General features: G+C 46.1%; 8 protein-coding genes, 16 tRNA genes and 3 rRNA genes. 25 read left to right on the forward strand and 2 right to left on the reverse strand.

All coding sequences use genetic code 11. The features are described from left to right. Positions 1-303: 303 nt before the first annotated feature. The 20 genes from HBHAL_RS05305 (at position 304) to HBHAL_RS05400 (ending at position 8,463) form a co-directional block, all read left to right on the forward strand. A 16S ribosomal RNA gene (locus HBHAL_RS05305) occupies positions 304-1,870 on the forward strand. Positions 1,871-2,083: 213 nt separating this feature from the next. Then, a 23S ribosomal RNA gene (locus HBHAL_RS05310) occupies positions 2,084-5,001 on the forward strand. 159 nt (positions 5,002-5,160) lie between these two features. Further along, positions 5,161-5,274, forward strand: a 5S ribosomal RNA gene (gene rrf / locus HBHAL_RS05315). Together the 16S, 23S and 5S rRNA genes with 15 tRNA genes alongside form the textbook arrangement of a ribosomal RNA operon. A gap of 10 nt (positions 5,275-5,284) precedes the next feature. Further along, positions 5,285-5,359 (forward strand) — tRNA-Asn (locus HBHAL_RS05320). 6 nt (positions 5,360-5,365) lie between these two features. Then, positions 5,366-5,458: transfer RNA gene (locus tag HBHAL_RS05325), tRNA-Ser, on the forward strand. 20 nt (positions 5,459-5,478) lie between these two features. Continuing rightward, a tRNA-Glu gene (locus HBHAL_RS05330) sits at positions 5,479-5,553 on the forward strand. Between the two features lie 8 nt (positions 5,554-5,561). Beyond that, a tRNA-Val gene (locus tag HBHAL_RS05335) sits at positions 5,562-5,637 on the forward strand. Between the two features lie 50 nt (positions 5,638-5,687). Further along, positions 5,688-5,764 (forward strand) — tRNA-Met (locus tag HBHAL_RS05340). A gap of 84 nt (positions 5,765-5,848) precedes the next feature. Next, a tRNA-Asp gene (locus tag HBHAL_RS05345) sits at positions 5,849-5,925 on the forward strand. 29 nt (positions 5,926-5,954) lie between these two features. Continuing rightward, positions 5,955-6,030 (forward strand) — tRNA-Phe (locus tag HBHAL_RS05350). Between the two features lie 8 nt (positions 6,031-6,038). Next, positions 6,039-6,114, forward strand: a tRNA-Thr gene (locus HBHAL_RS05355). A gap of 27 nt (positions 6,115-6,141) precedes the next feature. Further along, a tRNA-Tyr gene (locus tag HBHAL_RS05360) sits at positions 6,142-6,227 on the forward strand. A gap of 22 nt (positions 6,228-6,249) precedes the next feature. After that, positions 6,250-6,320, forward strand: a tRNA-Trp gene (locus HBHAL_RS05365). Between the two features lie 12 nt (positions 6,321-6,332). After that, positions 6,333-6,408: transfer RNA gene (locus HBHAL_RS05370), tRNA-His, on the forward strand. 13 nt (positions 6,409-6,421) lie between these two features. Beyond that, positions 6,422-6,496: transfer RNA gene (locus tag HBHAL_RS05375), tRNA-Gln, on the forward strand. 9 nt (positions 6,497-6,505) lie between these two features. Continuing rightward, a tRNA-Gly gene (locus HBHAL_RS05380) sits at positions 6,506-6,580 on the forward strand. A gap of 62 nt (positions 6,581-6,642) precedes the next feature. Next, a tRNA-Cys gene (locus HBHAL_RS05385) sits at positions 6,643-6,716 on the forward strand. A 10-nt stretch (positions 6,717-6,726) separates the two neighbouring features. Continuing rightward, positions 6,727-6,808: transfer RNA gene (locus tag HBHAL_RS05390), tRNA-Leu, on the forward strand. A 161-nt stretch (positions 6,809-6,969) separates the two neighbouring features. Beyond that, the gene (locus HBHAL_RS05395) at positions 6,970-7,320 is read left to right on the forward strand and encodes a hypothetical protein (protein ID WP_014642335.1); all 351 of its coding nucleotides are present in this window, start codon (positions 6,970-6,972) and stop codon (positions 7,318-7,320) included. 240 nt (positions 7,321-7,560) lie between these two features. Continuing rightward, complete coding sequence (locus HBHAL_RS05400) at positions 7,561-8,463, forward strand: hypothetical protein (RefSeq protein ID WP_014642336.1); 903 nt, start codon at positions 7,561-7,563, stop codon at positions 8,461-8,463. Between the two features lie 40 nt (positions 8,464-8,503). Here the strand turns inward: HBHAL_RS05400 and ade are convergent, their stop codons facing one another. Next, on the reverse strand, positions 8,504-10,249 hold the full coding sequence (ade, locus tag HBHAL_RS05405; RefSeq protein ID WP_014642337.1) for an adenine deaminase: 1,746 nt from the start codon (positions 10,247-10,249) through the stop codon (positions 8,504-8,506). Positions 10,250-10,576: 327 nt separating this feature from the next. Between ade and HBHAL_RS05410 the strand changes: the two genes are divergently transcribed. From HBHAL_RS05410 to HBHAL_RS05425, 4 genes are all read left to right on the forward strand, one after another. Beyond that, the gene (locus HBHAL_RS05410; RefSeq protein WP_041601567.1) at positions 10,577-11,743 is read left to right on the forward strand and encodes a TraB/GumN family protein; all 1,167 of its coding nucleotides are present in this window, start codon (positions 10,577-10,579) and stop codon (positions 11,741-11,743) included. 187 nt (positions 11,744-11,930) lie between these two features. Continuing rightward, complete coding sequence (locus HBHAL_RS05415; RefSeq protein WP_014642339.1) at positions 11,931-12,332, forward strand: hypothetical protein; 402 nt, start codon at positions 11,931-11,933, stop codon at positions 12,330-12,332. A 139-nt stretch (positions 12,333-12,471) separates the two neighbouring features. After that, positions 12,472-13,374, forward strand: a complete 903-nt coding sequence (locus HBHAL_RS05420) for a DMT family transporter (protein WP_231853976.1) — start codon at positions 12,472-12,474, stop codon at positions 13,372-13,374. Positions 13,375-13,636: 262 nt separating this feature from the next. Further along, the gene (locus HBHAL_RS05425; protein ID WP_014642341.1) at positions 13,637-14,086 is read left to right on the forward strand and encodes a hypothetical protein; all 450 of its coding nucleotides are present in this window, start codon (positions 13,637-13,639) and stop codon (positions 14,084-14,086) included. Positions 14,087-14,497: 411 nt separating this feature from the next. Here HBHAL_RS05425 and HBHAL_RS05430 read toward each other — a convergent pair whose 3' ends face one another. Continuing rightward, positions 14,498-14,686, reverse strand: coding sequence for a hypothetical protein (locus HBHAL_RS05430; protein WP_014642342.1), 189 nt, complete (start codon positions 14,684-14,686; stop codon positions 14,498-14,500). Between the two features lie 269 nt (positions 14,687-14,955). Between HBHAL_RS05430 and HBHAL_RS05435 the strand changes: the two genes are divergently transcribed. Next, a tRNA-Gly gene (locus HBHAL_RS05435) sits at positions 14,956-15,029 on the forward strand. Positions 15,030-15,074 lie beyond the last annotated feature (45 nt).

Consider the following 15,074-nt stretch of genomic DNA (forward strand, 5'->3'; position numbering starts at 1 on the left):
AAAGAAAGGGAATTTTTTTGTTTAAAGTTGTTGACGGTTAATGACGTACCATGCTATATTATTACTTGTCGCATTAAGACAGAGCGGCAAGCCGGAAACGGCAAGCAAAAAATCATTTAAAAAAGTTGTTGACTTAAATGAGTCACAATGATATGATTATTAAGTCGCTGTTTTGAAGCGGCAAACGAAAACTTTTGATCTTTGAAAACTGAACGAACCAACCAGTACGTCAAGATATTCTTTCAATAAAGAAGGAATTCAAACAAGCACATTCGGTGTGCAAAGAGCTAATCAATCTCAACTTTTATGGAGAGTTTGATCCTGGCTCAGGACGAACGCTGGCGGCGTGCCTAATACATGCAAGTCGAGCGCGGGAAGCAAGCGGATCCCCTTCGGGGTTGAAGCTTGTGGAACGAGCGGCGGACGGGTGAGTAACACGTGGGCAACCTGCCTGTAAGACCGGAATAACCCCGGGAAACCGGGGCTAATGCCGGGTAACACCTACCTTCACCTGAAGGAAGGTTAAAAGATGGCTTCTCGCTATCACTTACAGATGGGCCCGCGGCGCATTAGCTAGTTGGTGAGGTAATAGCTCACCAAGGCGACGATGCGTAGCCGACCTGAGAGGGTGATCGGCCACACTGGGACTGAGACACGGCCCAGACTCCTACGGGAGGCAGCAGTAGGGAATCTTCCGCAATGGACGAAAGTCTGACGGAGCAACGCCGCGTGAACGATGAAGGTCTTCGGATCGTAAAGTTCTGTTGTTAGGGAAGAACAAGTACCGTGCGAACAGAGCGGTACCTTGACGGTACCTAACGAGGAAGCCCCGGCTAACTACGTGCCAGCAGCCGCGGTAATACGTAGGGGGCAAGCGTTGTCCGGAATTATTGGGCGTAAAGCGCGCGCAGGTGGTTCCTTAAGTCTGATGTGAAAGCCCACGGCTCAACCGTGGAGGGTCATTGGAAACTGGGGAACTTGAGGACAGAAGAGGAGAGTGGAATTCCACGTGTAGCGGTGAAATGCGTAGATATGTGGAGGAACACCAGTGGCGAAGGCGACTCTCTGGTCTGTTTCTGACGCTGAGGTGCGAAAGCGTGGGTAGCAAACAGGATTAGATACCCTGGTAGTCCACGCCGTAAACGATGAGTGCTAGGTGTTAGGGGGCTTCCACCCCTTAGTGCTGAAGTTAACGCATTAAGCACTCCGCCTGGGGAGTACGGCCGCAAGGCTGAAACTCAAAGGAATTGACGGGGGCCCGCACAAGCGGTGGAGCATGTGGTTTAATTCGAAGCAACGCGAAGAACCTTACCAGGTCTTGACATCCTTGGACCACCCTAGAGATAGGGTCTTCCCTTCGGGGACCAAGTGACAGGTGGTGCATGGTTGTCGTCAGCTCGTGTCGTGAGATGTTGGGTTAAGTCCCGCAACGAGCGCAACCCCTAATCTTAGTTGCCAGCATTCAGTTGGGCACTCTAAGGTGACTGCCGGTGACAAACCGGAGGAAGGCGGGGATGACGTCAAATCATCATGCCCCTTATGACCTGGGCTACACACGTGCTACAATGGATGGTACAAAGGGCAGCGAAGCCGCGAGGTGTAGCAAATCCCATAAAACCATTCTCAGTTCGGATTGCAGGCTGCAACTCGCCTGCATGAAGCCGGAATCGCTAGTAATCGCGGATCAGCATGCCGCGGTGAATACGTTCCCGGGCCTTGTACACACCGCCCGTCACACCACGAGAGTTGGCAACACCCGAAGTCGGTGAGGTAACCTTTATGGAGCCAGCCGCCGAAGGTGGGGCCAATGATTGGGGTGAAGTCGTAACAAGGTAGCCGTATCGGAAGGTGCGGCTGGATCACCTCCTTTCTAAGGAAACCGGAAAGGCGGAAACGACCGATGGTCGTGGAAGCTGGACCGGACGGAAGACGTACCTGGTTGGTTGTTCAGTTTTGAGAGATCAAAGCATCTTTCAACTGTGAACCTTGAAAACTGGATAAGGAATCAATAGCGTTTTAGACGCTAGTGATGACAAGACATTCAACAGAAACATCGAACGAAACAACGTCTTTTCACGACGATAGTTAAGTGAATAAGGGCGCACGGTGGATGCCTTGGTACTAGGAGCCGATGAAGGACGGGACTAACACCGATATGCTCCGGCGAGCCGTAAGTAGGCTTTGACCCGGAGATTTCCGAATGGGGAAACCCGCTGTTCGTAATGGGACAGCATCCAATACTGAATACATAGGTATCGGACGGCACACCCGGGGAACTGAAACATCTCAGTACCCGGAGGAAGAGAAAGCAAATGCGATTTCCCAAGTAGCGGCGAGCGAAACGGAAACAGCCCAAACCAGAAAGCTTGCTTTCTGGGGTTGTAGGACACTCCATTGGAGTTATCAAGAAGGAAGGTAGATGAATCGGCCTGGAACGGTCAGCCAGAGCAGGTAACAGCCCTGTAGTCGAAACCTTTCTTCCTCCGGAGTGGATCCTGAGTACGGCGGAACACGAGGAATTCCGTCGGAATCCGGGAGGACCATCTCCCAAGGCTAAATACTCCCTAGTAACCGATAGTGAACCAGTACCGTGAGGGAAAGGTGAAAAGCACCCCGGAAGGGGAGTGAAAGAGAACCTGAAACCGTGTGCCTACAAGTAGTCGGAGCCCGTTAATGGGTGACGGCGTGCCTCTTGTAGAATGAACCGGCGAGTTACGACCGTATGCGAGGTTAAGCATAAGAAGCGGAGCCGCAGCGAAAGCGAGTCTGAATAGGGCGCGTGAGTATGCGGTCGTAGACCCGAAACCGTGTGATCTACCCATGTCCAGGATGAAGGTCAGGTAACACTGACTGGAGGTCCGAACCCACGTAAGTTGAAAATTACGGGGATGAGGTGTGGGTAGGGGTGAAATGCCAATCGAACACGGAGATAGCTGGTTCTCTCCGAAATAGCTTTAGGGCTAGCCTCAGAATAGAAAGTCATGGAGGTAGAGCACTGATTGGACGAGGGGCCCCTATCGGGTTACCGAATTCAGTCAAACTCCGAATGCCATAGACTTTGTTCTGGGAGTCAGACCGTGGGTGATAAGGTTCATGGTCGAAAGGGAAACAGCCCAGACCGCCAGCTAAGGTCCCAAAGTGTGTGTTAAGTGGAAAAGGATGTGGAGTTGCTTAGACAACCAGGATGTTGGCTTAGAAGCAGCCATCATTCAAAGAGTGCGTAATAGCTCACTGGTCGAGTGACTCTGCGCCGAAAATATATCGGGGCTAAACACACCACCGAAGCTGCGGATTGATCTTACGATCAGTGGTAGGAGAGCGTTCTAAGGGCCGTGAAGTCAGACCGTAAGGACTGGTGGAGCGCTTAGAAGTGAGAATGCCGGTATGAGTAGCGAAAAAAGAGTGAGAATCTCTTTCACCGAAAGCCTAAGGGTTCCTGAGGAAGGCTCGTCCTCTCAGGGTTAGTCGGGACCTAAGCCGAGGCCGAAAGGCGTAGGCGATGGACAACAGGTTGATATTCCTGTACCACCTCCTTTCCGTTTGAACGACGGGGGGACGCAGGAGGATAAGGAGAGCGCGCCATTGGATGAGCGCGTCCAAGCAGTGAGACGGTCGGATAGGCAAATCCGTCCGGCAACGTCAAGCTGTGATGGGGAGGGAACTAAAGTACCGAAGCTCCTGAGTTCACACTGCCAAGAAAATCCTCTAGTGAGGAAAGAGGTGCCCGTACCGCAAACCAACACAGGTAGGCGAGGAGAGGATCCTAAGGTGAGCGGGAGAACTCTCGTTAAGGAACTCGGCAAAATGACCCCGTAACTTCGGGAGAAGGGGTGCTCCTCTGCCGAGGAGCCGCAGTGAAAAGGCCCAAGCGACTGTTTACCAAAAACACAGGTCTCTGCGAAGCCGTAAGGCGAAGTATAGGGGCTGACACCTGCCCGGTGCTGGAAGGTTAAGGGGATGCGTTAGCCGCAAGGCGAAGCGTTGAACCGAAGCCCCAGTAAACGGCGGCCGTAACTATAACGGTCCTAAGGTAGCGAAATTCCTTGTCGGGTAAGTTCCGACCCGCACGAAAGGTGCAACGACTTGGGCACTGTCTCAACGAGAGACCCGGTGAAATTATACGATGTGTGAAGATGCACATTACCCGCGACAGGACGGAAAGACCCCGTGGAGCTTTACTGTAGCCTGATATTGAATGTTGGTACAGCTTGTACAGGATAGGTAGGAGCCTTAGAAGCCGGAGCGCTAGCTTCGGTGGAGGCGCTGGTGGGATACTACCCTGGCTGTACGGACATTCTAACCCAGGACCGTTATCCGGTCCGGAGACAGTGTCAGGTGGGCAGTTTGACTGGGGCGGTCGCCTCCTAAAAAGTAACGGAGGCGCCCAAAGGTTCCCTCAGAATGGTTGGAAATCATTCGCAGAGTGTAAAGGCACAAGGGAGCTTGACTGCGAGACCTACAAGTCGAGCAGGGACGAAAGTCGGGCTTAGTGATCCGGCGGTACCGCATGGAAGGGCCGTCGCTCAACGGATAAAAGCTACCCCGGGGATAACAGGCTTATCTCCCCCAAGAGTCCACATCGACGGGGAGGTTTGGCACCTCGATGTCGGCTCATCGCATCCTGGGGCTGTAGTCGGTCCCAAGGGTTGGGCTGTTCGCCCATTAAAGCGGTACGCGAGCTGGGTTCAGAACGTCGTGAGACAGTTCGGTCCCTATCCGTCGTGGGCGTTGGAAATTTGAAAGGAGCTGTCCTTAGTACGAGAGGACCGGGATGGACACACCGCTGGTGTACCAGTTGTTCCGCCAGGAGCATCGCTGGGTAGCTACGTGTGGTCGGGATAAGTGCTGAAAGCATCTAAGCATGAAGCCCCCCTTGAGATGAGATTTCCCCTTACGCCAAGTAAGTAAGATCCCTCAGAGACGATGAGGTTGATAGGTCCGAGGTGGAAGCGTGGTGACACGTGGAGCTGACGGATACTAATGGATCGATGACTTATCTATCCTTTAAAAAAGAAGTCGGAAGAGACGTTCGCTCGTCCGATGGTTGAATGATTGCCTTATCCAGTTTTGAGGGTTTACAAAAAAACTTGTAATTTACCCTTGATTTTTCGCTTAAAAAACAATACAATATATCTTGTCCTTGAAAAAAAGGAAATAAGATCTGGTGGTGAAGGCGAAGAGGTCACACCTGTTCCCATGCCGAACACAGAAGTTAAGCTCTTCAGCGCCGATGGTAGTCGGGTCGATCCCCGTGAGAGTAGGACGCCGCCAGATTTTACATTATTCCAACGTAGCTCAGTGGTAGAGCAATCGGCTGTTAACCGATCGGTCGTAGGTTCGAATCCTACCGTTGGAGCCATATTTTGGAGAGCTGTCCGAGCTGGCCGAAGGAGCACGATTGGAATTCGTGTAAACCGTTACCACGGTTTCGAGGGTTCGAATCCCTCGCTCTCCGCCATAAGTTCATTTTTCCACAATGGCCCGTTGGTCAAGTGGTTAAGACACCGCCCTTTCACGGCGGTATCACGGGTTCGAATCCCGTACGGGTCACCACTTCATATGGAGGATTAGCTCAGCTGGGAGAGCACTTGCCTTACAAGCAAGGGGTCGCAGGTTCGAGCCCTGCATCCTCCACCATTACCGCAAGGTAACTTCATACTTTATGGGAATTAGAAAACCCACAATATCGCGGGGTAGAGCAGTTCGGTAGCTCGTCGGGCTCATAACCCGGAGGTCGCAGGTTCAAATCCTGCCCCCGCAACCAAATTATTTCAACTAACTGCTTAGAATTACATCTTTGCTAGTTGAAAATCGGTAGTACTGAAAAGTACAACCAAACTTAAAAAATGGTCCGGTAGTTCAGTTGGTTAGAATGCCTGCCTGTCACGCAGGAGGTCGCGGGTTCGAGTCCCGTCCGGACCGCCATTTTCATACTTAGGCTATACATAAGATTCGGCTCGGTAGCTCAGTCGGTAGAGCAACGGACTGAAAATCCGTGTGTCGGCGGTTCGATTCCGTCCCGAGCCACCATTTTTTTAGCCGGCCTAGCTCAACTGGCAGAGCAACTGATTTGTAATCAGTAGGTTGGGGGTTCAAGTCCTCTGGCCGGCACCATTTGATGCTAGTAGGCATATACAACATGGAGGGATAGCGAAGTTGGCCAAACGCGGCGGACTGTAAATCCGCTCCCATCGGGTTCGTAGGTTCGAGTCCTACTCCCTCCACCATTTATAATTTAATCATTCAAATAGGGGTATAGTTTAATGGTAAAACTACGGTCTCCAAAACCGTCAATGTGGGTTCGATTCCTACTACCCCTGCTTTTTTCTATGGCGGTTGTGGCGAAGTGGTTAACGCACCGGATTGTGGTTCCGGCATTCGTGGGTTCGATTCCCATCAGCCGCCCCATTTAATTTCACTTTGGGCCATAGCCAAGCGGTAAGGCAACGGTTTTTGGTACCGTCATGCGCTGGTTCGAATCCAGCTGGCCCAGCCATTTTCCACTGCGGGAGTAGTTCAGTGGTAGAACACCACCTTGCCAAGGTGGGGGTCGCGGGTTCGAATCCCGTCTCCCGCTCCATAATATTTCAATCATAATTGAGTACATGTTAGAATAAACTAAAATACTACTGATCTTGTAATGGCGGCATAGCCAAGCGGTAAGGCAGAGGACTGCAACTCCTTTATCACCGGTTCGATTCCGGTTGCCGCCTCCAATGAGATTTTGCCGGTGTGGCGGAATTGGCAGACGCGCACGACTCAAAATCGTGTTCCTCACGGAGTGCCGGTTCGAGCCCGGCCACCGGTACTAAATATTAATGTAATTACGGCGTTATCCTTTAACCAGGATAACGCCGTTTTTTCGTTTAAATAAACTTGTATAGAGCGTCTATAGTCATGTGTATTGAGTTTTTTTATTCATCTTATAGGGAAAGGGATAGATAACTGTTTAATTTAGGAGGAACAAACATGGCAAACGAATCTAAGGTAATCCATCACATTACAGACTACAATGAATTTAAAAATACATGCTTAGACAATGATGGAATGGCTTTTCCTGAACTTGAAAAGATCATGTATGACTATATATTAAGTCAGCCTTCTGAAACGATGAAGTTTCAGGAGTGTGTGATTAAAGAAGAGCCGGGTGAAAATGAAGAATTGAGAAAGGTGTATCTTACTTTCCGCGATTATAATATGAATAATTATATTCGCTTATGGGGTTTTAAAAGTAATGCAGATGGCCGGGTCGTGGATATGAAGGTAGACGCTTTAGATCCAGAAACCAATGAAGTGGTGTACGAACGCCAATTGTCATAGAAGGAATTGGGGCTGAGTTTTACTTGGCCTCCTTTATTAACTGAATATGTATATATTTTTAAACCAATGTCTAATAAGTACATTGGTTTTTTTGTGCTGAATTAAGAGATGGTTCGGTCAGATTGAAGAATTTGAAGGATAGGATCATTCACTCCTCAGAGTTTCCTGTAAAAAGTCAGTATGGTATTCGGGTACTCTGGAATTCATGATAGAATTTGTAGTGATAAAGGAGGGTGTCTAATGCTCTATCTCATTCTATACATATGTCAATTTGGAATTATCCTGTACATCTACCGCAAGTGGGGAAGAGAAGAGCCTTACTTATTCCTGAAGCTTCTTGGCTACTCGGTTCTGGGAAGCTTTGCTTTCACGATTAATCAGTGGTCTCTTCCGTTAGGGTTTATCATTTTCCTAATGTTTTTTCGGGAGCCTGGTTGGAATCGGTTAGCGAAGCGATATGCAGCTTACTTAGGTCTGTTCCTCTTCCTTACATCTTTAATCATTCCGTCTGTTCAAAATTACGTGTACGAGCGTCCCCGTCATATAGATGCCGCTCAAAGCCTGTCTGCGTCTGAAGAGTTTAATTTTAACGAGCACTGGAACATGGTCAAGAATACATTTAATGATATTCATAATCCACGCTTAGAGAGACTTGAAATAGAATTCACAGATAATGGAGTTGTGCAGTCGCTGTTCTATAATTTCAAGATAGTCGCACAAGGGAACAGAGAAACTAATTATTCTGTGGAGCTGGACCCGAATGAAAAAGAGTATGAGATTAAACGGGATCGTTATCAAAAGCAGAACCATCAGATTCATCACATAGGACAAGGCATGCAGGGGCGGATCTCTCCGGAAGAATTTTTTGAGGTGATTAATGAAACGGGACTAGAGGCGTTCATGCAAAATAAGGATACCCAATATTATTCGCTGTATGCAGAGGGGGCGGTGCGCTCTTTGTCTGGAAATCCTGAGAACACGTTTATGGTCACCACTTCTGGTATAAGACCCGTGATCGAAGGAAAGCTTCCTATAGACGCCGTACGAATGACAGTGAATGGGTTTGAAAATAGGGAGGAGGATCGTATTCAATCTAACGCGACCTATTACATTGAGCCTAGTGTTGTTTATAGGGTTGAATAAAAAAGCTGGAAACCAGACGCTCGATCTGGTTTCCAGCTTTCTATAAGGATACCTCAATATGCTGAAACGTTTCTACATCAAATAAGCCCATGTCCGTTAATTTCAGGGAAGGGATCACCGGCAGCGTTAAGAAGGATAATGTAAGGAATGGATTGAAATCCTTCGTAAAACCTAAATTAGGCAGCGTTTCTCCGATCTGTTCGAGCCGCTCCTTAACAAATGGAAACGACTGATCAGACATCAATCCGGCAATCGGGAGGGGAAGGGACGATAAGACCGCTCCATTCTTAACGATCACAAGACCACCATTGATTTCTTTTAACGTATGAATGGCTTTCAGGAGATCTGGATCATTGGCACCCAGGGCTACAATGTTGTGGGAGTCATGAGCAATGGTCGTGGCGATTGCTCCATCTTTTAACCCGAAGCCTTTCACTATCCCTATGCCAAGATGGCCGGTGTTTTTATGGCGTTCCACTACCGCTAATTTCAAATGATCTTTAGCTGGCGATGGAACGAAGATGCCGTTTTCTGTCTCCACTTCTTCCACCAATTTATTCGTAAGAAGCTGGTTTGGATTTATTTTAATAATATGGGCTCGCTGGGCTCCGCCTATAGGCAGTTTAAGCTGTTCTTCTGTAAGGTCAGGAAAATGAACTGTATCGGTAATAGGAGCCGCGTGTTTATCTCTTCCAGCGTCGTCAGGGGGCGTATAAGCGCTATTATGGCTGATTCTCTGGCCTTGTTTGTACACGTCACTAATTTTCACTTTTTCCAGGTCTTCAAGGATTAAAAAATCGGCGTCATAACCGGGAGCGATCGCCCCTTTATTCGTCAGACCATAGCATTCGGCTGCGTTTAAAGAAGCCATTTGCAAGGCGATTTGAGGCGATACTCCGTGTTGAATGGAAAGGCGGACATTATGGTCGATGCTTCCTTCCTTGATTAGTTCATCGAGGTGTTTATCGTCGGTACAGAATAGACAGCGCCGTGCGTTATGGGCGGTGACTACTGGAATTAATGCGTTTAAATCTTTCGCGGCAGAGCCTTCACGGATCATTAGATACATGCCGCGTCTCAGGCGTTCCAGTGCTTCTTCTTCTTTCGTACATTCGTGGTCCGTGGTTATTCCGGCCGTACGAAAGAGATTAACGGCATTGGTCTCCAGTCCTGCCAGGTGGCCGTCAAGCTTCCCACCGTGCTGATGAGTCATCGTGATTTTATCGAGAAGGTTATCCTTTGTGTGCAGGAGAGAGGGGTAGTCCATAACTTCCGCTAAGCCGAGCACACTGGGACGGGTTAAGTATTTTTCTAGGTCAGCGGCTGTCAGGTTAGCTCCTGAATGTTCGAATGGAGTAGCAGGAACACAAGAGGGAAGCATAAAGAACACCTCTAAAGGAAGGTGATCAGCATTCTGAAGCATGAACTCCAGACCTTCTTCACCGGTGACGTTGGCTATTTCATGGGGGTCTGTGACCACCGCGGTAACTCCGTGAGGGACAACAACTTTAGCATACTCTTCCGGGGTGACCATAGAAGATTCAATGTGGACGTGTCCATCAATAAAGGAGGGACAGACATAGCGGTTTTTGGCGTCAATGATACGAGCTGCTTCATTATAGTGGCCGATTCCGACAAATTTACCATCAGAAATAGCCACATCGGCCTCGATCCATTCGAGATTGAAGACATCCAGAATCTTACCATTCTTAATGATCGTATCTGCTGGGATTTTCTTGCTTGCGATGTTCAAATCTTTCGTTAACTGTGCTTTACCTGAGTTCATATATGATTTCTCCTTCCGTTTAATACCTGATCCATTTAAAGCAGGAGGCAGGATAGAATGCGATATCCGCATTCTATCTCCATCGCGCGGTAAGCAGATACGTTGAACAATATTTCCAAATTTATATGGGCATGTGAATTCGTTTCATGAGATAATAATTAATAGAGATTCTATAGGGCAGGGGGCGCTTTGTCAACGTGAAGGTTGGGAAGCCAGACTTGCTCGCGTAGAAAACATGTGAAACCCATTCTCATTTTATACATTCTGGTTTAGTATTAGTAGAGATGAAACAATATAGTCCACTGGTAAAGGAAGGTATGTATGGCGATGACGGAAGATAACATCACGAGACTTCATATAAATGATACAGAGTACATACTGATTGGTACTGCGCACGTTTCTAAACAAAGTGCAGAACAAGTCAAGCAGGTTATTGATGAACAACAGCCTGATGCTGTATGTGTGGAATTAGATGAGCAGCGCTACCAATCGATTGTAAATGGTGATGCCTGGAAAGATACGGACATTTTTGCTGTGATTAAGCAGAAGAAAGCTTCACTATTGTTAATGAACCTGGCTATTTCGTCCTTTCAAAAGCGGATGGCTAAGCAATTTGGTATTCAGGCAGGTCAGGAAATGATTCAAGGGATTGAATCTGCGAAAGAGCATGACGCAGAACTCGTATTAGCTGACCGGAATATTCAGGTAACCTTTGCACGAATCTGGGGAAATATCGGGTTCGGAGGCAAAGCCAAACTGTTAATGTCCATCATCTACAGCATATTTAGTAACGACACGATCTCGGAAGCGGAGCTTGAAAAGATGAAGAAGCAGGATATGCTCGATGGCATGCTGAAGGATCTGACCGAGAACTTCCCTAAATTGAAAAAACCATTGATTGATGAGCGAGACCAGTATTTAGCTCAGAAAATTAAAGATGCGCCCGGGAAGAAAGTGGTAGCGGTCCTTGGAGCTGCTCACGTGCCCGGTATTAAAGAAGCGATTTACAAAGAGCATGATTTGACTCAATTGAATAAGCGTCCTCCTAAGTCTCCGTGGCCGAAGATTATAGGCTGGAGCATTCCCGTTTTGATTATATCCATCATTGTTTATACGTTTATGGCGAATCCGGAGGCAGGTACCCAGCAGACCATCAGCTGGGTCTTATGGAATGGTACGTTTTCTGCGATCGGAACAGCGGCTGCCATGGCTCATCCACTAGCTGTACTGGCAGCCTTCGTAGCCGCACCCATTACATCGCTTAATCCGCTGATCGCAGCCGGATGGTTTGCCGGCATTGTCCAGGCGTACTTTCGCAGACCCAAGGTATCAGAATTTGAAACCTTATCCGAAGATGTCGCGAGTCTGAAGGGATTCTGGCGTAACCGTGTAACTCGGATCCTGCTTGTGGTTCTGCTAGCCAACGTGGGGAGCTCTCTAGGTACATTTATAGGCGGAGCTGACGTGCTTCGACTGTTTTTTGAAAATTTATAAAGAAAATGCGTGACCTTTTTCATAGGTTACGCATTTTTTTAATAGGAAAAAAGTGTACATGATAATCCGATGATGGTACACTTTTATTATAATTTTGGTAATATATCCATTATTTGGATTTTAAGGATGGAAACTTCGAGGGGAGGCTAGTGTATTCAATAACGTCTGGATTTCAAGTACAGTGGTCATGTCTCTCATATTTCTGATTCCTATTGCCGGCGCCCATGTTATGGATCACTTAGAAGATAAATACTTAAGGAAATTTCCAAAGAAATGGCTCGTTTCTTCTATTACTACGCTCACGATATTGTTTGAAGTATCCCTGACTTTCCTAATATCAACCCGGACAGGGTTATCATTCATTGAATCTCATTTTACGGTCGGTTTTCTGCTGTTCATTATGGTGTGGTTTATGCAGTTTAATGAGTTTATGGGGAACCAGTATGCGAATGTGGACAACCAGGTTTTTGGAGATGGCAAAGATATCTATCGTGTGTCGATCTTTCAATTTAAAGTGAATCCATTATCAATTGGAACGTTCGTTTATTTTACAGCTGCCATTCTGATTTCAATTGTAGCTTATTATTAAACTTTATAGAATTACCTGGCGGAGTTTCGATAAGGGAAGCTTCGTTTTTTTTGTAACGTTTTAAAAAAGCACCCGGTGATTATAAAATAAAAGCATGGTTTAACTAAGAAGGGAAGATTCCATGTATCCATACATATTAATGATATTTGTCGTGCTATTCTATGCGGGTAATATTCTTACGGGGAAAGCAATAAATGATTTGCCACCGTTTACTATTGCATTTTTCCGGTTGCTCGTTGCCTTTGTTTTTTTACTTCCGATTGGAATTAGGAGTGCCTGGAAAGCGAGAAAAACTTTTCGTGAATACAAGGGACCGCTTTTAGTGATGACCCTTACCGGAGTCACTTTTTTTAATACGTTTATTTATGGAGCACTTCAATTCACCACGGCTACTAATGTGTCTGTACTCGAAACGGTCATTCCTGTCGTCACGGTCGTATTAAGCGCGCTGATCGTAAAAGAAAAGTTGCCGCTGATCAAGTGTATCGGAGTAATGCTGTCTTTCCTTGGAGCGGTATGGGTGGTTATGGATGGCCGGCTGCTTGAACTGTTCTCGTCTTCATGGAACGTCGGGGACGTCATTATGATAGGAGCCATCACTTGCTGGGCAGTCTACTCAGTTGTAGTGAAGCAGTACATGCACTTGTTTCCGGCATACGGGGTTCTCCTGGTGATGACAGGATTGTCCGTGCTGATTCTCCTGCCGTTCGTCGCAGCTGAATGGGCTCTTGGTGATGTACCGTCCCTCGGTGTAAGTAAGTACTGGATGGGATTCTTATACTTAGGTGTGTTTCCTTCTGTTATTGCGCTAGTATTTTATAACCGGGCGGTGGAGAGGCTCGGAGCCTCGCAGGCTTCTGTATTCTTAAATTTCCTACCTATCGTCACGATGGTCGGTGCCTATATGTGGCTTGGAGAAACGATCAAACTTCCGGAAATAGCTGGGGCTCTTCTCGTAATTGCAGGTGTAATTTTAACCACAAGAGGAGGAACTAGAAAAAGAAATAAACCCTTAAATTATGAAAAAACTTCATATAATTAGAAAAAAATTAGTTGTATGATCGTATTAGATGAGTGTTTATATAGGACGATGATCCTTAATTTCTTTACCCTGTATTAATATAGTGAAAAAAATATGACCGATCCTAGAGAAAGACCACAGGATGTGTCGAGAAAATCCTTCTTTCGAAATCCATGATTTATCCACTATAGATACAATTGTTTATTTTTGGTAAAAGTGGTTTTGAGCGCTCTATATCAGGCAATTAAGAGGAGTGAACCATAAAAAATAAGGAGGTAATATTATGTCTACTGCTCTTAGGGAAAGGTTAACATCTTCCACTGAAAATCTGCGTACGGTTGCATCTCTTGAATTTACGGACGAAGTCTTTGAATCAGATAACTATCGCTCAGCGGAAGTGCTTACGGAAGATCTGCAGAGTCTGTTTATTGTAAACATTCGTGAACGGACAATGACCATTTTGACAATGAATGAGGAAATGGAAGTTACGAAAGAAACGTTATTTACGGACAAGATTATCTCAATGAAAGAACTGTTCAGTGATTATAGCTTAAATCAAAACACGCCACCTTGGAAACTTGAGCTTGTCCTATTGGACGGGCGCACGATAGAGGTTGAACCTGGATTATCTAAGCTTCATGATGAGAGCTATAAAGACCCTGAAATTGCCGGAGAAGTGGCCGAGGATTTTGAGAATTTCATCGCTGGCTTGAAAAACACGTTAATTCTATAAAAGGAAAAGGAGTCCTTAAAGGGGCTCCTTTTTTTAGTTTATAGTTTTTAAAATTTGTCCGTATAAAATTGGGATATTGGGAGATTTTAAGATATAAGACAGCTTAAACTCCTACTTTTTCTCCTAATAATTTTTCCCTTCATCGGATCAGAGTTTATCGCACGCATGCTCACCGTCTGTCCAGATAGGAGGTGAGGATGATTTGGATACAAATGTGCTATTTGAACTTCTAAGACTATCTGTGGACGTACTAAACTTTCTGGCCTTTCTCTTGTTTTCGACGATATTTGTATTTAAATCGAAACAGTCATAGAGAATAATAATATCCTAATGGACCACTAGTGATAACTGGTGGTCATTTTATTTATTTTGGGGCTCTTATAAACGTAATTGTTTTATAATATGAATTTTCTATAAGAAAGAGTGGTACACTCCTGTGGAGAGTAAATACAACGTAAGCAGGCTCAGTACGGTGAGGAGCATGATGAATTGTTTCTTTGATGCACTTACAACGAGAGCATTATTTGGGTCGAATTTATAACTCCAGAGGATTACACCGATTAAAAACAGCATTCCGATACCTAGAAAGAGATTGATCATTAGAATCGCTCCTTTACATAATGTACGAATACAGTAAATAAAAGTTTCAATTATCAGAATTATTAAAATAGTCAGGATGGACTAGTTTAATAATCTGGAAGTCGGTATATAATGTTAAAACCAACAGCGAGCACTACCCTTTTACCATCTTCATGTAAACAGAATATGAATTTTTCGACAAAAATTCGTAAAAATCGTGTTGCATCGTTAAAATGCGATTGTTATAATGAGGAACATACTCCAGTTGAGGCGAACCAATCTCATTTCATGCGGGTGTAGTTTAGTGGTAAAACCTCAGCCTTCCAAGCTGATGATGAGGGTTCGATTCCCTTCACCCGCTCCAATCACTTTTTTTGAAAGTGAACATGCTTTTATTTTATACTATGTG

The sequence above is a fragment of the Halobacillus halophilus DSM 2266 genome (assembly GCF_000284515.1).
GTDB lineage: Bacteria > Bacillota > Bacilli > Bacillales > Halobacillaceae > Halobacillus > Halobacillus halophilus.

Coding starts and splice junctions, on each gene's coding strand:
- HBHAL_RS05425 (WP_014642341.1), top strand. CDS start 13,637: ATGTCTACTGCTCTTAGGGAAAGGTTAACATCTTCCACTGAAAATCTG.
- HBHAL_RS05430 (WP_014642342.1), bottom strand. CDS start 14,686: ATGATCAATCTCTTTCTAGGTATCGGAATGCTGTTTTTAATCGGTGTA.
- HBHAL_RS05400 (WP_014642336.1), top strand. CDS start 7,561: ATGCTCTATCTCATTCTATACATATGTCAATTTGGAATTATCCTGTAC.
- HBHAL_RS05410 (WP_041601567.1), top strand. CDS start 10,577: ATGACGGAAGATAACATCACGAGACTTCATATAAATGATACAGAGTAC.
- HBHAL_RS05415 (WP_014642339.1), top strand. CDS start 11,931: ATGTCTCTCATATTTCTGATTCCTATTGCCGGCGCCCATGTTATGGAT.
- HBHAL_RS05395 (WP_014642335.1), top strand. CDS start 6,970: ATGGCAAACGAATCTAAGGTAATCCATCACATTACAGACTACAATGAA.
- ade (WP_014642337.1), bottom strand. CDS start 10,249: ATGAACTCAGGTAAAGCACAGTTAACGAAAGATTTGAACATCGCAAGC.
- HBHAL_RS05420 (WP_231853976.1), top strand. CDS start 12,472: ATGATATTTGTCGTGCTATTCTATGCGGGTAATATTCTTACGGGGAAA.